Source organism: Methylobacter sp., assembly GCF_023227905.1.
Taxonomy (GTDB): Bacteria; Pseudomonadota; Gammaproteobacteria; order Methylococcales; family Methylomonadaceae; genus Methylobacter_A.
On the sequence record NZ_JALOCF010000014.1, the window covers coordinates 1 to 15,895 of the forward strand.

The following is a 15,895-nucleotide window of genomic DNA, read 5'->3' on the forward strand; positions in this document are numbered from 1 at the left end:
TAAAGCCATTGAGTAGTTTTCGTCATTTGCGAATACTTTAGTTTCAGTAGATTTTACGAGGTGTACTGTCCTCGGCATGCGCTTAAGGTTTCGCTACCCACGTCGAAGCCATGTCGCCCCCCGTGATGCGTATATTATACGAATTGACCAAAAATTGTACAATTATTTTCTATACCTCTATTTACAAGGACTTGGGCTTACTGAAGCTTTTTTCTATGAGAAGTACACTATAAAAGTGCGTAAATTGTATTGTCGCCATTCCGGCAGGAATTACCGGGATGGCGATAAATAAGGTGTCTGCGCTAATCAATCAACATTCGGACCAGCGGGCTGTCGCTGTCTATTGGTGATTGTCGGTCGGAGGCAGCGCAAAGCTCAATAATCCCGTCTAGCTGTTTGAGTTGTTCAGAATGCTGATTGCCGAAGTTTTCTATCACCTGCTGTATTTCACTATCTATGATGTTGCTGGCATTGTTCAGTCCTTTGTTTAATCCTCTTAGGGCGCTTTTTTCCAACGACGGCTTTAACTTTTTCAGGATAAAAAACGGAGTCAGCCAAGTAATGGCGATTAATAGACTGCTATGTATCGCAAAATCTACGCCCAAATATTCCACATCAGTCATGTTGCTGGTGTAGTAGCCGATAAAAACCTGATAGCCGACCCAGCAAATGGCGGCGAGCGGCAGGACGATTTCGCATAGGCGCATAAACTTTAAAAATCCGCGATGCAAAGCATTGCCGGGGTTCGCCAAGGCTTGCCTGGCAGACAGCTCGCTTTGTGCCTGGACTATTTTGGGCGCTTTTTCACGTAGCGCGGACAGCTGTTTTTTAAGCGGGCTCACCGGAACGCCCAACTGGTCGGCATTAATGACGAATTCATCCAACGCATCGTCAAAGCGGGCTTCCGACCAGTCATCCCACAAGTTGAGTTTAGCGCCGCTGGTTGTATATTTGGCTGTTGCAGGATTGTTTAATAAATCGGCCGCGTGATCGGCATAGTGTTTCGCCAATTGTTGGATAGGCCACGCAAAGCCCTGTTGCAGCACGTGGGCTGAACGTTGCCATTGCTCTTGCCAAAGCGTCGGTAGTTGTTGGAAAGCCGATACCGAACCCAGTAACCGCCGGGTGCCTTGCAGATTTTGCCTTAACTCGTCTTTTTTAATCTGGGAGCTTCTTTGCTCCAGTTGCGCAACAATATGCTCGGTTGCTAAGGAGCTAATCGTCGATTCCAATTGGACAAACTCATCGGCTTGCAAGCTTTCGCCGCATATGGTTTTGAATATGACCGGATCGGTAAAACCGGCTTTATGCAGCTGTTGCTTGAAATCTTCATACTGTTCGGTTTGTCCTCTGTCCCACTGGTTCAGGACAAATAACCAGGCATGTCTGCCGCCTTCTGCAAGCAGCAAGCGCCAGGCTTTTTCATCCCGATAGCGTTCCGGGCTGACCACATAGATCAGCACATCGATATGCGGCAACCATTCCAGCACCTGACGTTTATTACTTTGTTCGGTGCTGTCGAAGTCGGGCATATCGATCCAGATGACGTTTTTCCTGGACTCATTATCATGCTCGGAGGTCTTGATCTGCGCCAGCGGCAATTGTTCGGGCAAATGCTTGATGGCAACGCTGTGATGATGGTAGAGCGTGACTTCCCGCGACGTAGGTCGCACAATTCCGGCTCTGGCGATGGCCTTGCCTGCCAAGCGGTTGAGTAAGGAGCTCTTGCCGACGCCGGTTCCGCCCATAAATGCGACAATTAGCGGCCTGGAACCGCTATGGTTAAACAAGGTATCGGGAGTTCTGGTATCGACGTCGCTTAATTGCTGTGCAACATCAGTATTAATCCAGCCTGCTGCCAGGGCCTGCTCAGCCCAGCGCTTTGTTGTTTGTACCAAACTAGAGTAATCGTAAGCCATGGCGCTTTTCTGTTAGTTGAAGCTCTGCCGCACGCAGCTGGTCAGGAGATATATTAAAATAAGTCGTCATCGATAGTTGCTCTGGCAATTGCAAAAGCTTAAGGCGTAGGCTGTCGATAAATAACGCCTGTTTTACGGTATTGAATTGGTTGTGTTTTAACTCGGCTTCCACTTTATGCATGTAGCCCCCGACGGCGCTTTCAGCCAGCAACGAAGTAACGGTTAGCATCGCCGGAGCAATAACCAAATCATGCAGGCCTATGCCGCCCATATAAAAAGTCATCGCAATAACGGTAGCATCGGCAGTGGCCCGGGTTGCCCGCAAGCTGTTTAACACGACCGGCTGTTCTTGCAGTTTGTAATACAACCGATACGCCGCGCTTTCCACATCCTGCTGAAAAGACAGATGATATTTTTTCGCAGCTTCGGAAAAATCCTGTAACGTGTCCTGCCGCTGGCTGCGTAACAGGCTGTTTAGTTGCCGCCACCACTGGCTCTGTTGGCTTTGATCGGCTCTATCCAGCAGTCTGTCGGCCAGTTGAATCAGCGTATGTTCGGCTATTTGATTTAACAGGGCTATTTCATAACTGCTGTCTGCAATATGCAGGCTTTTACGTCTCAGTTTCATGATCTGCCTGATCGGCCAGGTCAAGACCTGGCGAGTCCCGGCCAGAAGGCGAGCCAATCCGGGTATTTCCATTAAATTCAGCAATTCCGTCATCGCAAGCTGAAAGGTTTCGTAATGGTGCGGGTGATTCAGGTAATCGCGCTGGTAACTTTCCATCGCCTGTTTGATCATCAAGTCGATCAATTCATGCCAGTCATTTAATGACTTATGTTCGGCATAAACCGGTTCCAGCCAGGTTTGCCAGTGACTTTTCAATAACTCCTGTTCAAATCGCGCGTGTTTTTCCAAACGGACTTTGCTCGCTAATTGCTTAAGCAACTGCTGTCTGGACTCGGGCCATACCGGCAGTCCTCCCGGCTTTTGATAATACAGAGAAACGACCTCGGGAAATTCATCGGTTCTGGCTTGCCGCCATTTTTCCTGTAATGATTGGATAATGACCGATTCGGAACCTTCAACCAGTTTATTCAGGCAGATAATGGTCGGCTGATGCAGTTCTTCAATAGCGGCCATGATGTCCCAGACCGACTGGTCGGCATATTTTTCCTTGCTGACCACCAGAATAACCATATCCGCCAGGGCAACCGCCCTGATCACGCCTTCCCGGTATGTCGCGGAGTCTATCGAATCGAAATCAGGCGTATCCCATAAGACGCCGTCGGGCAAGAGTTCTGAAACCGTAGTGTTTTCGGTTAACGAGTAGCAATCGTGCCGGTCTTTGCTGAGCTGGGATCGCTGCAATTGCTGGAAGCGCCCGAAATAGCGTTGCAGGCCGGTACAGTCCTGGGCACTGATGCCGTTGCAAAACCCCTGCGGGTGAATCGTGTAACCCGCCAACGGGCTGACTCCGGCAGCATTGCTGTTTAATAACACGTTGACCAGCGAGCTTTTTCCGGCCTGAGTCGGCCCCACCACCGCCATATGCAACACCGGTTGCTGCGACGCTTCGATCAGCTGGCCCTTGCGGATAAAAGCTTCCGCCAAAATCAGCTGATCGATCCGTTGTTGATAGCTAATTTTGACAGACTCATTGCCCAGTTGCGCCAAAACGGCTTGGTAACGTTGTTTTAATAATTGGATAAATTCCAGCATAAAAAGCTAGCTCAGGATTATAATGACTGACTATTTTACTTCGTTTGACAATCCTGCGTTATATAATAACTCTTGCAAACCATGTAAATATCATGACATGCGTCCCCACTTAAACTTGAGGTTATCTTTATGAAGAAACTCCCTATTCTTCTGCTCATTCTCTGCTGCACATCGTTAATTGCCTGCAGCAAGGGGCAACAAATCAATGGTCATACCACCCGTACCGCTTTCAGGTCAGTAAAAGCGTTAAAAAACCGCTTGTCTCCCGATGCTCGCATTGAGTTTGAAGTCTCTTTCTGGATGCTTCGCGACTCTATTAAAGATGAAAAAGAGTTTCTTAACACGGTTGACGGTAAAAAACCTGAGGAGATCATTGCCATGGGCAAAGAACTTTATCAGCAACGAAAAAATAGCGGCTTTGCAGGCTATGAAAAGTACACCAGCTGGGAGGATATGATCGCCAAATTCGGCAAGGAAAGAATTGATCAAGATAACCGCAAAGGTCAAAAAGAAGATCCCAAAGACAAAGACAAAGCCAACGACATCATGTACAAGCTCTAATTTTACCGGCTGGGCAGGGCTTTTTGATCGGTTAATGCCGCAACAAATTGACTTGCCTCAGCGATGGTCTGCTCCATCGCATTGATAAGCTGCGAAATATCAATCCCTATCTCAATAAATTCATGCCTTAATGCCGCAATCGCCTGGGCGTTAAGGTTATGCTTCAAATACAACACCTGATCTTTGAACGCCGCCAACACCGGCTGGATTTTAGCTTCAGCCCGATGCATGGACTTGATAAGCCGGGCGTAATTTTGCCGGGCTATCTTTAACTGCTGCTTGCTATGCGCACGCAAGTTACGGTTAGTGTATTCATTGAGTTCGCTTTCCCATTCTTTAAACAACGCCTCGCTAACCTGTTCAATCGCCCTGATTCTGTTGCTTACCGAGTCGGATTTAGCACAGCAAAACTGGTACTGCCTGTTGAGCAGGTTATATTTATGGTCAAGCACCGTTTCATTGACGCAAACCAGGCTCTTAAACCGCTCCAGCGCATCTTCAAACTCATTTTTGGTTTCTCGTAACCCCACGCAAGCCTGCTCGACATGAACAACGACAATATCGCGCTTATGCTCGCCAATCGATTCTCTGGCACTGTAAATAAAAGTGCGAATTTTTTTGGAGAGAAGGCTTCTGATTAAATTTAACACTGTTTTTACCAAATTGTTGGTTGCCGATTTATTTTGGTCGGCCATTAAAACCTTGGGTTATGTGCGTGCATTCCATTAATTGGTTGCATTGCTTTCATGATCTTGTGAAATGCCGACACTCACCTGGTTATTCACGCCGCCAGCTGGTTGTGCCGTCGGGAGAATCTTCCAGAATCACACCCTGTTCTTTCAGGTCGTTACGGATTTTATCGGCCAAAGCCCAGTCTTTGGCTTTTTTGGCATCCAGACGCGCCTGGATTTGTTGCTCGATTTCACCTTCTCCAAGCACCGCATCTCCGCCGGCTTTAAGAAACGTATCAGGATCATCCTGCAATATTCCTAATAAGCCGCCTAAAAGCTTGAGACTCGACGCTAATTCCCCAATCTTTTCAATCTTATTTTCTTTTTTTGCGGTATTAAGCTCTCTCGTCAGATCGAACAACACTGACAATGCGACCGGCGTATTAAAATCATCATCCATCGCCTGTTCAAAACGGGTTTTATAAGTGTTCTCGATAGCCGCATCCTCTACGGCTTCCACTCCCCTCAGAGCGGTATAGAGCCGGATTAAAGCCGCTTTTGCGTCATTGAGCTGCTCATCGGAATAATTCAGCGGACTGCGGTAATGGCTGGAAAGTATGAAAAAGCGAATGATCTCAGGCTTGTACTGGTTCAACACCTCGCGCACAGTAAAGAAATTACCCAGAGACTTGGACATTTTTTCATTATCAACGCGGACAAAGCCGTTGTGCATCCACAGGTTGACAAACTTCTCGCCGGTCGCGCCTTCCGACTGGGCAATCTCATTTTCATGATGCGGAAACTGCAAGTCCATGCCGCCGCCATGGATGTCGAAATGATTACCCAAACAACAGGTAGACATCGCAGAGCATTCGATATGCCAACCGGGACGCCCCAGGCCCCAAGGCGAATCCCAGGCAGGCTCGTTAGCCTTGGCCATCTTCCATAATACAAAATCCATCGGATTGCGCTTGGCCAGATCGACATCAACCCGCTCTCCAGCCTGTAGATCGTCCAGATTTTTGCCTGATAACCGGCCGTAATCCTTAAACTTGGAGACCGCATAAAATACGTCGCCGTTAGTGCCTACATAAGCCAAGCCTTTGTCCACCAGGGTTTTAATCATCGCGATAATGTCGTCGATGGACTGCGTTGCCCTGGGTTCCAGATCGGGCGGCAAAACGGCCAGTGCTCGCTCATCCTCGTGCATTGCATCAATAAAACGCGCAGTCAACTGGCTGTATTCTTCGCCGTTTTCGAGTGCCCGCTGAATGATTTTGTCGTCGATATCGGTAATGTTGCGCACATAAGTTAATTCATATCCCTGGTAGCGAAAATAACGCGCAACCGTATCGAAAACCACCATGACCCGCGCATGCCCGATATGACAATAGTCGTAAACCGTCATGCCGCAGACGTACATGCCGACCTTGCCCGCTACGCGCGGCTGGAACGGTTCTTTTTTTCGGGTCAAAGTATTATATATTTTCAACATGTCATTAAATTATTCAATTAGGCGAGTTTCCATTGCCGATAAATCGGGGCAGGTTAAACAAATCCGTACAATCTACCAAGCGTATGCTTCTCTTTCAAGACAAAAACACTTAGAATTTATTTTTGCATCACTCTATAAGGAAAACCATGCGCACTTTCATTTTCTCCATGATGCTGCTTTTAACCACAACACTCTCATTCGCAACGGAAAACAAAATGTCTGATACTCCATCAAAAGTTAAATTAACAACCTCTCTGGGTGAAATCGTTATTCAGCTGAATCCTGAAAAAGCGCCTATTTCATCGGCAAACTTTCTGACTTATGTTAATGAAGGCTTTTACAACGGCACCATTTTCCATCGCATCATCCCTGGGTTTATGGCGCAAGGCGGTGGTTTTGACACCGACTTCAACCAGAAAGCGGTTCATGACCCGATCAAAAATGAAGCCGATAACGGCTTGCCAAACAAGCGCGGCACCATCGCCATGGCGCGCACCAACGTTCCTGATTCGGCAACAGCCCAGTTTTTCATTAACTATAAAGATAACTCCTTTCTGAACTATAGCAGCCCGACAACTAGCGGCTGGGGCTACGCGGTATTCGGCGAAGTCATTGAAGGCATGGATATTGTCGATGAAATGGCCAAGCAACCAACAGGTAACCGTGGCGGCCACCAGGATGTGCCTAAAACCAATATCGTTATAGAAAAATCTGAAGTTATACAATAGACGAAAGGCGCAAGGCTAAGGGCGAAAAAATCGATCGCGCCCTTAGCTCTTAGCTCTTAGCTCTTAGCTCTTAGCCCTTAGCTCTTAGCTCTTAGCCCTTAGCTCTTAGCCCTTAGCCCTTAGCCCTTAGCCCTTAGCCCTTAGCCCTTAGCCCTTAGCCCTTAGCTCTTAGCTCTTTTAGCCCTTTTAGCCCTTAGCCTCTCACTCGCCTTTGAATCAAGAAATCCTGTTCATCTCAGACCTGCATATTTCCCTGGAAAAGCCTGAAATCACCCGCCGGTTTCTTTCATTCCTGAGCAATAGAGCGCCAAAAGCCGCCGCTGTTTATATACTGGGCGATCTTTTCGATGCCTGGATAGGTGACGACGATCCTACCCCGCCTAACAATTCAATCCGAAAACAGCTTAAACAGCTGACCAGCTCAGGCACACAGGTTTATTTGCAGCAAGGCAACCGCGATTTCCTGCTGGGCAAGCGATTTTCTGAGGATACCGGAGTTACGCTACTCGATGAGTACGCTGTCATCGATTTGCACGGCACACAAACGTTGCTTACACACGGCGATTTACTGTGTACCGACGACCTGCCCTACCAGGCATTTCGCGCTAAATCACACACTCTGGAATGGCAGCAAGCCGTGTTATCCAAGCCCTTATTTTTGCGCTTGCTGGCCGCACGCTGGTATCGTCTCCGCAGCTATTTCCACAAGCGCAAAAAGTCCCAGGACATTATGGATGTTAACCAGGACACGGTACTTAACATTATGCGTGAACGACACTGCTTACGCTTGATCCATGGGCATACTCACCGTCCCGCCATACATAACTTTAAAATAGACGACCAAACTGCCCAGCGTTTTGTACTTGCCGCATGGAGTAAACATACAGCCGAAGTATTATGCTGGAGCAGCGCTGGTTATCAAATCGAAGCCCTTTAGGCTGTATATTTGTTTTATGGCTTCAATAACCGCCAAGTCATACTCGATTTTCCAGCTTAAACGGCGTGGCAAAAAGCAATTTTATCCGCCTGCATGAGCGGATATATTGCTTCTTGGCAACAGCTCTTACGCTGCCAAGACAAGTGCCGAAGCAATTACTGAACACCCTGAGTTTTATCAAAACGTTATGGGGAATCCTTTTGCCTCAAAGCCTATAAAAGTTGACTTTTGGGGCAAAATCATTAAATTTAGGCCCCTAGAGTGAAAATTTCCTGTCTCCATGGAACATGAAAACCACCCTAAAACTAATATTAGTCATAAAAACATAATCACTATTCTGTCAAATTAACAGAATACCAGGAGAAATTTAATATGAAGAAGCCTTTAAAAAGTTGGCTGCTTGCTTCCAGTGTGGCTGCTATATTAGCTGCACCAGCAGTTTCAACTGCTAACACCGAAGTTGAGAAACTGACCCAAAACCCAGCCAACTGGGCAACTTGGGGTGGTGATTACGCAGGTACTCGTTACAGCAAGCTAAGCGAAATCAATACTAGCAATGTAAAAAATCTGCAACCAGCCTGGTCTTTTTCTACAGGTGTTTTGCGTGGACACGAAGGCGGCCCATTAGTTGTTAATGGTGTTCTTTTTATCCACACACCTTTCCCTAACACTGTTTACGCAATTGACCAAAAAACTCAATCTGTAATCTGGGAATTCACACCAACACAAGATGCTGATGTAACTATTCCAGTTATGTGCTGCGACACTGTCAACCGCGGCTTGGCTTACGGTGACGGCAAAATCTTCCTGCAACAGTCTGATACCGTTTTAACTGCGTTAGATGCTAAAACCGGTAAACGCGTATGGAGCGTACAAAACGGCGACCCTAAACTGGGTATGACCAACACAGCCGCTCCATTAGTTGTTAAAGATAAAGTTTTGACTGGTATTTCTGGTGGCGAATTTGGTGTTCGCGGTTTCTTAGCGGCTTATGACATCAACACTGGCGAGCTGTCTTGGAAAGGCTACAGCATGGGTCCAGACAAAGACACCCTGATCGATGCCAAGAAAACAACTACCTGGAAAGACGGTAAAGTTACTCCAGTTGGCGAAAACTCAAGCTTAAGCACTTGGCAAGGCGACCAATGGAAAATCGGTGGTGGTACTACTTGGGGCTGGACTAGCTATGACCCTAAATTGAACCTGATCTATTACGGATCAGGCAACCCATCTACATGGAACCCTACACAACGCCCTGGCGACAACAAATGGTCCATGTCATTATGGGCTCGTGACGCCGACACCGGTGCGGTTAAATGGGTTTACCAAATGACTCCACACGATGAGTGGGACTTTGACGGTATCAATGAAACCGTTCTGGTTGACCAAGAAGTTAAAGGCAAAATGCATAAAACTATCGTGCATTTCGACCGTAACGGTTTTGGTTACACTTTAGATCGTGAAACCGGCGAACTGCTTGTTGCTGAAAAATTCGACAAATCGGTTAACTGGGCAACTCATGTCGACATGAACACCGGTCGCCCACAAGTTGTCTCTAAATACTCTACTGAACAAAACGGCGAAGACGTTAACACACAAGGCGTTTGCCCTGCTGCGTTAGGCAGTAAAAACCAACAACCGGTTTCTTACTCTCCACAAACCGGCTTGTTCTACATCTCTGGTAACCACCTGTGCATGGACTACGAACCATTCGAAGTATCTTACACAGCAGGTCAACCTTATGTTGGTGCTACCTTAACCATGATGCCTGCCGGTGCAGACGTTATGACAGGCAAACCTGACAACACAACCAACCTGGGTCAGTTCACAGCTTTTGACGCCAAAACAGGCAAAATCGCTTGGTCTAACAAAGAACAATTCTCTGTTTGGTCAGGTTCTGTTGCAACTGCGGGCGGCGTAGTATTCTACGGCACTCTGGAAGGCTATTTGAAAGCGGTTGATGCTAAATCAGGTAAAGAACTGTACAAGTTCAAAACGCCTTCCGGCATCATCGGCAACGTTAATACTTGGGAATATGAAGGCAAGCAATATATTGGCGTTCTTTCAGGTATCGGTGGCTGGGCAGGTATCGGTATCGCTGCCGGTCTTGACAGCGGCGAAGAAGGTTCAAACTCTGAAGGTTTGGGCGCGGTGGGTGCTTACAGAAGCTTAAGCTCTTTCACTAAACTGGGCGGTACATTAACTGTATTCACTTTACCCAGCAACTAAGTCGATCTGATTTTTTTAGATTGAGTAAAAAGCCCCGGTTGATTTATCAACCGGGGCTTTTTTTTGCCACTTTATGCAGTAAACTATTGCCCGGCAGCTACTCCCTGGCTTCTGCATCTATGTAGTAGCTTTTATCGTTACACCAAGGAGATTTTAATGAGGACTTTACCTCAACACATAACATACCTCGCTATCCTGATTTTAGCTGCATGCAGTTTCATTGCTTCAGCCGAGGAAAAATTCAAGGTCTGTGCCGACCCGTTGAATCCGCCTTATTCCACAAAGAACAAAGACGGCTTTGAAAACAAAATTGCTGAACTGTTTGCTAAAGAACTTGGGCAGACTGTTGAGTATTATTGGCTTCCCCAACGTATTGGCTTTATTCGAAATTCTTTAAATGCACCGCTAAAAGACAGCGATGTGGAAAGTAACGAATATAAATGCGATGTCATTATGGGCGTTCCTGCAGGCTACGACCTCACCTTAACAACTTCGCCCTACTATAAATCGACTTATGTGCTGTTAATCGCCAAAGGCCGCGGCTGGGACGACATTACCGATCCCGTTCAACTGGTTAATTTACCTTTACAAAGACAGGAATCATTAAAAATCGCCATGTTTGATCGCGGCCCTGGAACGGTCTGGATGCAAAAAAATGATCTACTCGACCAGGGCATACCTTATCAATCAATGACAGGCGATGGTGACAACAATGTGGCAATGCAAATAGAAAAGGATCTTAAAGCAAAGAAAATTGACATGGTTATTTTATGGGGTCCTATGGCGAGCTATATCGCCGCCCAAAACCCTAAAAGTTACTCAATGATCCCAATGAAATCAACTCCTGACGTGCAATTTGATTTTGCTATGGCAATGGGCGTCCGCCGGGGCGACCAAGCAAGGAAGGAAGCTCTTAACAAGCTAATTGCGGCTAAAGCGGACAATATCCGGTCCATCATCGCCAGTTATCATATCCCTTTGCTCCCGCTGGACAAGCAAACTGCTCATGAAGATAAAGATTAGCCTTAACTAGATTAAGCTGGGGGCGGCCTGCAAAGAGGCAGCCCCTTCTCTATTAAAGCGTTATTTACGATTAAACAAGCCAATCAGATACCCAAATCTATTGGCGCGTTCATGTGACAACTGGTCCCACTGAAAACGCCACTTCCAATTGCCCTCCGTTGTGCCTGGAGTATTCATTCGGTGCTCAGCGCCCAACTCCAAAATATCCTGCATGGGTATTACCGCAATATTTGCAACCGATGCCAATGCAGCGTGCAGCAATGCGCAATGCAGCGGCATTGTCGGATTGCCGAGATAATTGTAAATGTGATTTTTCTCATCATCACTAATGCCCTGCAACCAGCCTAAAGTCGTATCATTGTCATGAGTACCGGTATAAACAACGCAGTTCTTATCATAATTGTCAGGCAAATAAGGGTTATCAGGACCGCCACCAAACGCAAACTGTAAAATCTTCATGCCGGGCAATTCGAATTCATCCCTTAACGCCTCAACTCCGGGAGTGATAATACCCAAATCTTCCGCGACCAACGGCATCGATCCATGCTCGGCTTTTATTGCATTTAATAAGTCATGACCCGGCGCCTCAATCCATTCCCCGTGGATAGCGGTATCTTCCTGTGCCGGTATCTCCCAAGCCGATTCAAGGCCACGGAAATGATCGATCCGGATAATATCAAACATCTCAAGCTGAGTTCTCATCCTTTCAACCCACCAATGAAACCCGGTTGCCTTCAGATGATCCCAGTCATAGTGCGGATTGCCCCAACGTTGTCCTGTTTCAGAAAAGTAGTCCGGCGGCACTCCCGCCACGACGGACATATCGCCTGATTCATTCAACTTAAAAACATTACGGTGAGCCCAGACGTCAGCGCTGTCATAAGACACAAAAATAGGGATATCGCCAAATAAGAATACCCCTTGTTGGTTAGCATAAGCTTTTAATTCCAGCCATTGCCGGAAAAATATATATTGCTCGAATTTAATGCATTCGATTTTTGTATTAAACCGGAGACTGGCTTCGTTTATTGCCTTTGGATCCCTTGTCTTAAAATGCTCAGGCCATTGATTCCAACATTGTTCGTTAAATTCATTTCTAAGGGCCAGAAACAAGGCAAAATCATCAAGCCAGAACGCTTTTTCCTGGCAAAAGCGTTCAAAATCATCCTTATCCTTTTGTTCCGCTCGTTCCAAAAATCCATTATAAGCTTTTGTCAGTTCACCTCTTGTGGCGCAGCTTCCGGCGGTCTCTTCATCTTTACCGGAGGGTTGCAGCCAACCTTGCTTGATCAACCATTCACTATTGATTAGCGCGGGATTACCGGCGTGGGCCGATAAACACTGATAAGGTGAACCATCCGCATGAGGCATGCCTAAAGGCAAAACTTGCCATATACTCACCCCGGTATCACGCAGAAATCTTACAAAATTATAGGCTTCCTCCCCCAAATCGCCTTGGGAACCTGTGCCCGGTAGCGATGTAATATGTAACAGGATGCCAGCTCGACGCTTGTTCAGGATGTCATTCACACTTAGTGATCTCTCGTTTATGTTTGGGTTGTTAGTCTTATTACATGCGAAGGACAAATACTAATAACCATCAATTATATAATTCGATTCCCGGACGCATTGCCCCTCCCATGGCCGGAGCGCCGGAACCCTGCGTAAATGACAATGCCAGATACGCAGGCGGCTCTTCACCCAGCAATTTATATAGATTAGCCAAATTAAGCCGGAATTGTTTTTCAAAATTACTGACTGCCTCGCCTGGATTGTAATCGCCAAACCACCAAAACCAGTCGGAACCTTCACAGATGGCTAGCTGAAACTCAGCCTGCTGCACTTGCTCGTCCTTTAATCGGCCGGTTGAAATGACCTTGTCAAATACACACTTAACATCGCCCAGCATATCCCAGCCGCGATTCTTGTCCGCATCGCCTATCCAGGTCGAGAACGTACCGTAGACCCAACTGCCCGCAACTATTTTCGCCAGCGGCTTAATCTCAGCCTTATTTTCCAGGCATTCCGAAAAAGTAGTTAACTCGATCCTTGGATGACCGCTCAGTCGTTGATACAAGGCGCTGAGAAAGTGATAGCCATTAGCAGGAAAATATTCCCATGCATTCTCGCCGTCCATGATTATTGAAACCACCTTGTCATCAGGCTCATGTTCTGCAATATTTTCAAGATGCTGAATCAAATCGCCGACGGCATCATCAGCATGCCATTTTGAATATTCGAAACCGATCAGGTCAGATAGGCCGTCATCACGAAAAAAGCAGACGATATCGGTTTCGTGAAGCTTAAAGGGATGATGAATTCCTGATGCATTGTCGTTTTCAGCAAGATTCAAGCTATTTTGCAGCACAGAACCGCCGCTTGCAGTCCAGTCAAAGCCAAAACCACTGAGTATTCTTAACGTTTGATCACTAATGCTGCCTTCCGAAGGCCAGCAACCTTTAGGCTTAAAGCCGAATAATCGCTTAAAGGTATGCACGCCCTTTTCAATGTGCCACCTTACGCGCTCTTCTCCGCCCGGATAGACATCCAGTTCCGGCAAAGGAGCGTCGGGCATAGCTTCACGGGTAGAATTTAAATCCAGCAAAAGCGGCATGATAGGATGGGCGTAAGGCGTCACGGAAAGTTCAACCTGCCCTTTTCTGGCTAATGCCTTATATCTACAGATAATACTGGTCAGCTGCTCGGCAATGACCTCTATAATTTCGATCCTGTCGTGCAGCGTATAACCGGATCCCTTTTCTATCAGGCGCTTTATTCGAGTATCGGTTAACTTTATTGTCTCTCCCATCCAAGTCAGATGGTACCAAGCCAGGACATCGCTGATAAATTGGGAATTGACGTAATTTAACGAATCATAATGATGTTCAAGCCAATCGGCCATCTCGATCAGTCTTTTGAACGCCGGGTAACGGTTTATTTGCCGCTCCCTGTTCGCCCGCATGCAATCCTTAACCAATCTCATGCGCTCTTCAGGATCAGCAGGAATACTGGGATCAACCAGTGCGGCTAGCAAAGGGTCGGTAATTGAAATACGGTCATGCAAATAGCCGTTGACCTGCCTGGCGTATTCCTCAATTTGCTCCAGGAGTATCGGTGCAAAGTTTACTACCGCCTTGGCCTGCGGCACGGCTTCCAGATGCGCAGCCATATCTACATAGTCTTTAATGACATGCAGATAGGTCCACGGCAGCTTGAATTCTCCTGATTGCAAGTCCCTATATTCCGGCTGGTGCATGTGCCAGCACAAGACTACTTTCAGTTTACTTTTATCTGACATAATGCCTTTTTTGACCCAGCATATCCGGCGTAACCAAAACAACTCCGCCGGGACTGACATGAAATCTTTTTTCGTCTTCCTCTCTGTTTTCCCCAATCACGGTGCTTTCCGGAATTTCACAACCTTTTTCTATAATCGCCTTGCTGATGCGGCAATGGCGGCCAATATTAACTTGCGGCAAAACGATAGTGTCTTGCAGCGTCGTGTACGAATTAACGCGGACATTGGAGAACAATAACGAATGCCTGACTTTTGCCCCGGAAATCACGCAGCCTCCTGAAACCATGGAATCAACTGCCATTCCCCGTCTTTTATCGTTGTCAAAAACAAACTTGGCCGGAGGCGTTTGCTCCTGATAAGTCCATATAGGCCAAGTATTATCATATAAATTTAAATCCGGTTTTACGCCAATCAATTCCATGTTGGCGTTCCAATAGGCATCAATGGTACCCACGTCTCGCCAGTAACTTTGCGCTCCACTTTGCAGATCCAGGAAAGGATAAGCATTCGCTATATATTTATCGATAACAGCAGGAATAATATCGTGGCCGAAATCCCGGCTTGAGCTTTTAGTGTCGGCATCCTTAAGCAGCTGCTCAAACAGGAAACCGGCATTAAAAATATAAATCCCCATCGATGCCAATGCGGTATCCGTTCTGCCCGGCATTACAGGAGGGTGCTCCGGTTTTTCCACAAAAGCCTTGACGCGCCGGTTCTCATCCACATCCATAACGCCGAAAGCCGTTGCATCTTCCAGCGATACTTCTATGCAACCTATCGTTAAATCGGCATTTTTTTCGACATGATCGGCAAGCATCGCGCCGTAATCCATTTTATAAATATGGTCGCCGGCCAACACTAAAATATGTTCCGGATGGCGGCTGCGCAGAATATCGATATTCTGGAAAATGGCGTCAGCCGTGCCTTTATACCAAGAGTTTTCATCGTGCCGTTGCTGGGCAGGCATTAAATCGACATATTCGCCAAACTCACCGCGCAAAAATCCCCAGCCCTGCTGAATATGCCTGATCAGCGAATCCGACTTGTATTGCGTCAAAACCCCTATCTTACGGATGCCGGAATTCATGCAATTCGACAGCGGAAAATCAATAATCCGGAACTTGCCTCCAAAAGGTACAGCCGGCTTGGCACGCCAATCGGTCATATTCATTAATCGTGAACCGCGACCACCGGCCAATATTAATGCGATGGTATTGCGGGTTAAATGACTGATATTTTGGTCGTACTTTTGATTAGTTGACGCTGGCATTTTTCATCTCCATGTGGAATAGACTGACAACTCTTGATGTGTTT

At 46.9% G+C, this 15,895-nt stretch carries 12 protein-coding genes and 1 other RNA gene; 5 read left to right on the forward strand and 8 right to left on the reverse strand.

All coding sequences use genetic code 11. From position 1 onward, the window contains the following. The 3 genes from ssrA to M0R47_RS07680 all read right to left on the reverse strand — a co-directional run. Positions 1-121, reverse strand: a transfer-messenger RNA (tmRNA) gene (ssrA, locus tag M0R47_RS07670); the annotation flags it as partial. A 181-nt stretch (positions 122-302) separates the two neighbouring features. After that, positions 303-1,919, reverse strand: coding sequence for a GTPase (locus M0R47_RS07675; protein WP_292552678.1), 1,617 nt, complete (start codon positions 1,917-1,919; stop codon positions 303-305). Next, positions 1,900-3,639 carry a GTPase gene (locus tag M0R47_RS07680; protein ID WP_292552681.1) on the reverse strand — a complete coding sequence of 580 codons (1,740 nt, stop codon included), beginning with the start codon at positions 3,637-3,639 and terminating at the stop codon, positions 1,900-1,902. The genes M0R47_RS07675 and M0R47_RS07680 overlap by 20 nt, the downstream gene beginning before the upstream one ends. Positions 3,640-3,768: 129 nt before the next feature. Between M0R47_RS07680 and M0R47_RS07685 the strand changes: the two genes are divergently transcribed. Continuing rightward, a complete protein-coding gene (locus M0R47_RS07685; protein WP_292552684.1) occupies positions 3,769-4,200 on the forward strand; it encodes a hypothetical protein in 432 nt (143 codons plus the stop codon). 2 nt (positions 4,201-4,202) lie between these two features. Here the strand turns inward: M0R47_RS07685 and M0R47_RS07690 are convergent, their stop codons facing one another. Further along, positions 4,203-4,895: a DUF2959 domain-containing protein gene (locus tag M0R47_RS07690; RefSeq protein ID WP_292552686.1), complete on the reverse strand. Its 693-nt coding sequence runs from the start codon at positions 4,893-4,895 to the stop codon at positions 4,203-4,205. Positions 4,896-4,977: 82 nt separating this feature from the next. Then, positions 4,978-6,366 (reverse strand): cysteine--tRNA ligase, encoded by a 1,389-nt coding sequence (cysS, locus tag M0R47_RS07695; protein WP_292552688.1) that lies wholly within the window; start codon positions 6,364-6,366, stop codon positions 4,978-4,980. Positions 6,367-6,581: 215 nt separating this feature from the next. Between cysS and M0R47_RS07700 the strand changes: the two genes are divergently transcribed. The 4 genes from M0R47_RS07700 (at position 6,582) to M0R47_RS07715 (ending at position 11,283) form a co-directional block, all read left to right on the forward strand. Beyond that, positions 6,582-7,094: a peptidylprolyl isomerase gene (locus M0R47_RS07700; protein ID WP_292552690.1), complete on the forward strand. Its 513-nt coding sequence runs from the start codon at positions 6,582-6,584 to the stop codon at positions 7,092-7,094. A 211-nt stretch (positions 7,095-7,305) separates the two neighbouring features. Then, positions 7,306-8,031: a UDP-2,3-diacylglucosamine diphosphatase gene (locus tag M0R47_RS07705; RefSeq protein ID WP_292552692.1), complete on the forward strand. Its 726-nt coding sequence runs from the start codon at positions 7,306-7,308 to the stop codon at positions 8,029-8,031. A 372-nt stretch (positions 8,032-8,403) separates the two neighbouring features. Further along, positions 8,404-10,260 carry a methanol/ethanol family PQQ-dependent dehydrogenase gene (locus M0R47_RS07710; protein WP_292552695.1) on the forward strand — a complete coding sequence of 619 codons (1,857 nt, stop codon included), beginning with the start codon at positions 8,404-8,406 and terminating at the stop codon, positions 10,258-10,260. A 156-nt stretch (positions 10,261-10,416) separates the two neighbouring features. Next, complete coding sequence (locus M0R47_RS07715) at positions 10,417-11,283, forward strand: quinoprotein dehydrogenase-associated putative ABC transporter substrate-binding protein (protein WP_292552698.1); 867 nt, start codon at positions 10,417-10,419, stop codon at positions 11,281-11,283. A gap of 60 nt (positions 11,284-11,343) precedes the next feature. On the opposite strand, the gene malQ is transcribed toward M0R47_RS07715, so the two are convergent. The 3 genes from malQ to glgC form a co-directional block, all read right to left on the reverse strand. Continuing rightward, complete coding sequence (malQ, locus tag M0R47_RS07720) at positions 11,344-12,813, reverse strand: 4-alpha-glucanotransferase (RefSeq protein ID WP_292552701.1); 1,470 nt, start codon at positions 12,811-12,813, stop codon at positions 11,344-11,346. Between the two features lie 70 nt (positions 12,814-12,883). Continuing rightward, positions 12,884-14,581 (reverse strand): glycoside hydrolase family 57 protein, encoded by a 1,698-nt coding sequence (locus M0R47_RS07725; RefSeq protein WP_292552703.1) that lies wholly within the window; start codon positions 14,579-14,581, stop codon positions 12,884-12,886. Next, positions 14,571-15,851 (reverse strand): glucose-1-phosphate adenylyltransferase, encoded by a 1,281-nt coding sequence (gene glgC / locus M0R47_RS07730; RefSeq protein WP_292552707.1) that lies wholly within the window; start codon positions 15,849-15,851, stop codon positions 14,571-14,573. Before glgC ends, M0R47_RS07725 begins: the two co-directional genes overlap by 11 nt. Between the last annotated feature and the right edge of the window lie 44 nt (positions 15,852-15,895).